Origin of the sequence: Sulfuricurvum sp., from assembly GCF_023229695.1 — a bacterium.
Lineage (GTDB): Bacteria > Campylobacterota > Campylobacteria > Campylobacterales > Sulfurimonadaceae > Sulfuricurvum.
In genome coordinates this window covers 1-4793 of sequence record NZ_JALNYS010000031.1, presented here as the reverse complement: position 1 = coordinate 4793, position 4793 = coordinate 1, and the positions used below count along the sequence as shown (strand labels likewise).

Sequence of the window (4793 nt, the reverse complement as noted above, 5' to 3'; positions counted from 1 at the left end):
AATTCCACTGCGCTCAATCAGCCATTACAGCAATGTCTTAAAAAATGAGAACTCTTTGACCAAAGCGGTCATTATTCCTGACCGTGCCGAAGATTTTGGAAATGAGATGATCTCCATTCTCGACATCCCAAAAATTTATACGCAGCTAATCCAGCCCTACCCTCGCCCTTTGCATAGGGTGATGGCTTGATAAATGCCATCGGGCTTAGTCCTTGCGCATTTTATAATTTTTCATCGTGTTGCGAATAACTCAGCCGTAATCCCTCTTCGCTCATCACAAACCCGTGAACGGCAATTTTCCCCTCATGGACTAACCGATGGTGTTTGGAGCATAGGGGAATGAGATTGTAGCGGTGATTCATCCCAAAATGGCCGATTGAACCATCCTCATCCGCATGAGCTTGAGGGATGATATGATGTACTTCATCAACGCACTCATCGCATAGCGCACATTTTGTCAGATACAGCTTGCTGTTATAGCGACTCTTTTTATTTCGTTTGAGTAATGATGCATCATGCCCATTATCCGTAATACGTCCACGGATTTCATACGCTTTTTGGATAAATGTTTCGTCCATATGAAGGGATTTGGCAAATTCCAAACCATACAAGGTGCTGCCGCTTCCACATTTCAGTTTACGATCATAGATCAGTTTGTCACTTTCTTCATCGTAATAAACCCCTAAATGGAGAAGGACAATCCCTTTTGCTTTTTCGATTTCACTCAAACTAGAGAGCTGATGCAGATGCGTTGCAAAGATAAAAAGGCTTCCCAGTTCTTTGAGCTTCAAAATCGCACTTGCCACAATGGCCAATGCCGATTCCGTCTCCGTTCCATGACTGATTTCATCCCCTAAAATCAGGGTATTCTCCGTCGCACGGTTGAAAATATTACGCAGCTCCAACATCTCCACCGCAAACGTCGAGAGCCCTTTGTACAGGTTATCTTTGGAAACGATACGGGTGAGCAACTTATCGACGGGGGAATAGCGCATCATCGCACACGGGACAAAAAATCCTGCCTGTGCCATCACTACTGCTAATCCGATACTCTTCATTAACGAGGACTTTCCGCTGGAGTTGATTCCATAAAGCAAGACCCCTTTGACATCCTCCCCGTTGGACGCCTCTATCGTTGTATGCTCCTCAAAGCTACGTTGTTCAATAGAGCCTAAAAAAAGATCATTGGGGATAAAAATCCCGTTCTCTTCACGCGATTCGATGAGCGGATGACGCAATCCCACTGTTTCGATAAATGCCTTGGGGACATCGTAGACAATTTCGGGACGAACATACCGAAACTGCGTGGCACACTTGGCACCGCTAAGCGACACATCCACCACAGCTAAAAAAGAGATGAGATGCTCAATGGCGTGCGAAAATTTCTTTTCAATGGCTTCTAAATGCTCCTGATACCGTTCTCGTACTTGGGCTAGCATCCTCGATTTTGCCCCCGCATTTTCGATGGAGAGTTCATCGAGCAATGTGGAAGAGAGTTTGACGGTCGTTTTAAGTTTTCGTATCTGAAAATCACGGAAAAAATGGTGTTGCCCCTCTAACGTGAAAAAGCTGTTATGGAGATTCTCTTCGATGCTCACATAGCGATTACGGGTCATCAGCAGATGATACCCCTCACTCTCCAGCCACCCGATAGAAGCGTATCCGCTGCCGTTGTCGAAAAAAGTATCGATATGCTCAATGATACTTTGCAATTTAAGTTCATTGGTGGTTTGAAGCTGTTCAAGAGCATCGATAGCGGGGTCAATCCCTGCATTAAAAAGATTTTCATCCACCTGATCGCGCCTGAACTTCGCACACGATTCGATGGCAAAAATCCGTCTCAGCTCGTTTGCACAGTGCACACACTCTTGCGCACTGGCTTTATCATAGCCAATCCCAAGAGTTGACGCATCCTCAAATAATTTTTCAGCAGCAGTGAGAGACGCATAAAAGTACGCAAGTTCATACGGATGAAGTTTCCCAAGTTTCAGACGGCGTAAAATTCGCTCTAAATCATACACCTCTTTGAGTTTACTCTCCAAGGGGGCAATGTGATCGGTCATCTTTTCGATCAGATCATACCGCTCTTCGAGAAGCTTAGCCTCACAGATGGGATTAAGAAGCCGCTCACGCAAAAGCCGTTTTCCCATCGCCGTAGAGGTTTTATCAATAAGTTTGAGTACCGTCATCTCATCATGATCGCGTGAAATAATCCCCAACTGCTCGCACGCATTGTTTCCCAAATACATATAGCGATTCGTCCCCAAAAACGTCGGACGGTTCATCTTTTCAATAATCGCTGGATCATGGTCGATAATAGTATGAATCAACACGGCCAAGGACTCAGAGGTATACGCATACCGCTCCATATCGAGGTATTCAATCGGACTTAAAAGAGAACGGATTTGATAGATTCGCCCAAAAAGCTCATTTTGGTAATCGATACGAAGCCGTTTTTCATTTTTAATGCTGCGATGATGGCTTTTGAGTTCCAGATAACGATTCACTTCCTCTTCATCGATTGCCAAGTCACAAAACGTCACCACCACCTCTGAGGTTTGATAGCTTTGCAAGAGAGTAAACACTTCATCCAACGCATAGGTTTTATCTTCACGCGATCCATGTATCTCATTAATAAGTGTTTTTCCCGTCCCCACATCGATGGCAGAATACCCCACCGAATACACGCCGTTGTTTTGATCGATGAGCAACGAAGCGATGTAGTTTTCACTGGGCTCTGCAATGTAATCGAAATTTGTACCAGGAGAAATAATATTAGAGATATAACGGCGGATATGGGGAGGTTCACCCTGCTGACGCACCAAAACAATCGTATACTTTTTAGACTGTACCAAACGACTGAGGTAACGCTCGATGGAGACGCTTGGGACACCGGCTAGGAGTGGATTCTGGAGAGAGTTCTCGAGTATGGTTTTGTTTTTACGGGTAAGCTGAATGTTCAGAAATTCGGCGACTTCTTTCGCCTTACCAATTTTCATAAACTCATTATTGACCTCATAAACCTCAAAGAAGGAACCTATTTCAATGATAACAAGGGTATCAGGACCATACTTTGCTTCACACGCACGCTGAAGCTCAAAATACGTTTCCGAGAGAAGCTTATTTTTGTTTTGTAACAGTGCTCCTATCTCTTCTGTATTCATCCAAACTCCGCATAATCAAAAGTTTTAAATTATAGCGAAGAGGGGCTAAATCTTATCCGACAAACCGATATCCAATACCCGTTTCGGTAATGATCCGCTTCGGTCGGGCAGAATCGACTTCAATCTTTTGACGCAGTTGATTGATAAATACCCGCAGATAGTGAATTTCACTTTGATAACCAACTCCCCATATTTCTTTAAGCAACCATACGTGAGTGAGAACTTTACCGCTATTTTGCATCAAGATTTTTAGCAGTTCAAACTCTTTGGGTGTCAGTTTTAACTCTTCGTTATTGAGCATCACAGTGTGTGAAGCAATATCCAATGAGAGATTATCACTAAGCAGTTCAGATGAAGAGTCTATCATTCCGTTAGCCCTCCGACGGAGGGCTGCTTTGATCCGAGCTAGCAATTCACCCGTACCAAATGGCTTGGTGAGATAATCATCACATCCTCCCTCTAACGCCGCTATTTTTTCACTCTCACCGGAGCGGGCTGAGAGGACGATTACAGGTGATTGACTCCATTCACGAAACCTGCTCAAAAACTCCTTACCATCCATATCGGGTAACCCCAAATCCAGCAGTACCAATGCGGGAGCATCGATCGCCGCACGGTTTAGCCCTTCCTTAACGGTACTGAGGCAGACAGGATGATACCCTGCTGCACTTAGTGCTACTTCGAGAAGTTTACGAATTGCGCTGTCATCATCAATAACTAAAATCGTCTCTTTCATCCCTCACTCCGTTCAGGCAATTGCATCGTTGCGCAAAATTGTATCCCATCGCTCATCGTTTCTACTGTTCCACCATGCATTTTGGCAATTCGATATGCCACATATAATCCCAATCCAATCCCCTCTTCACCGCGCACATTACTCAATCTCGAAAATGCTCTCCATGCTATAGAAGCTTCATTCTCCGGTGGAATGGAGCCTGTATTGCAAATACGGATCATAATTCCGATCGGCTCTTGTGCTACTGTTACATTTACTGTATTACCGTATTTAAACGCATTTTCCAAGAGATTAGAAAGAGCCTGCTCGATCAAAACAGCATCTCCTTGTATCCGAGTAATCCCCTCCTCAACCATCAAGGTTGCCGGAAAAGTATTCTCAGTCTTGGCGAGGGCACTCCCCAAAAGATCGGGAATATCGCACTCCTGGATTTTAAGTTTTAACATACCGCTTTGGATACGAGCGGTATCGAGAAGATTATCGATCAAACGCCGCATCCGATGCGCACCATTGTCAATAGTATGGTAAAGTTCTTTTTTTTGTTCTAGGTTAAGATCGAGTTCTTCGGTAAGCAAACCAGACGATGCTCCCATAATCGCGGCAAGAGGTGTACGCAATTCATGCGATAAAGACTCCAAAAGAGTCTGTTGAAGCCGCTCAGACATTTCAAGTTCTTTGGCAATAGCTACCCGCGCACTCAACCAAGCGACAATCTGCCCGACCGCAATCATAATCGCAAAACTGAAAACATATCGGATATCGTGTACCGTAAACGTCAAAGTCGGTGGGATGAAAAAGAAATTGAACGATAATACGGAAGCGATGGATACGATCAACGTATCTCTGCGCCCCAAACGCATCGCGGCGTACAGTATCGGAAGTAAATGAATCAT

General features: G+C 44.5%; 4 protein-coding genes. 1 reads left to right on the top strand and 3 read right to left on the bottom strand.

Annotation, left to right across the window (positions count from 1 at the left end; all coding sequences use genetic code 11):
- Positions 1-190: hypothetical protein (locus M0P91_RS14885; protein WP_295069225.1), on the top strand; the 190-nt coding region annotated here is incomplete at its 5' end.
- Positions 191-221: 31 nt separating this feature from the next.
- On the opposite strand, the gene M0P91_RS14880 is transcribed toward M0P91_RS14885, so the two are convergent.
- From M0P91_RS14880 to M0P91_RS14870, 3 genes are all read right to left on the bottom strand, one after another.
- Positions 222-3164, bottom strand: coding sequence for an HNH endonuclease (locus M0P91_RS14880; RefSeq protein WP_295069222.1), 2943 nt, complete (start codon positions 3162-3164; stop codon positions 222-224).
- A 52-nt stretch (positions 3165-3216) separates the two neighbouring features.
- Positions 3217-3900 (bottom strand): response regulator, encoded by a 684-nt coding sequence (locus M0P91_RS14875; RefSeq protein ID WP_295069219.1) that lies wholly within the window; start codon positions 3898-3900, stop codon positions 3217-3219.
- The coding region (locus M0P91_RS14870; protein ID WP_295069217.1) for a DUF4118 domain-containing protein at positions 3897-4793 on the bottom strand (897 nt) is incomplete at its 5' end. The genes M0P91_RS14875 and M0P91_RS14870, both read right to left, overlap by 4 nt.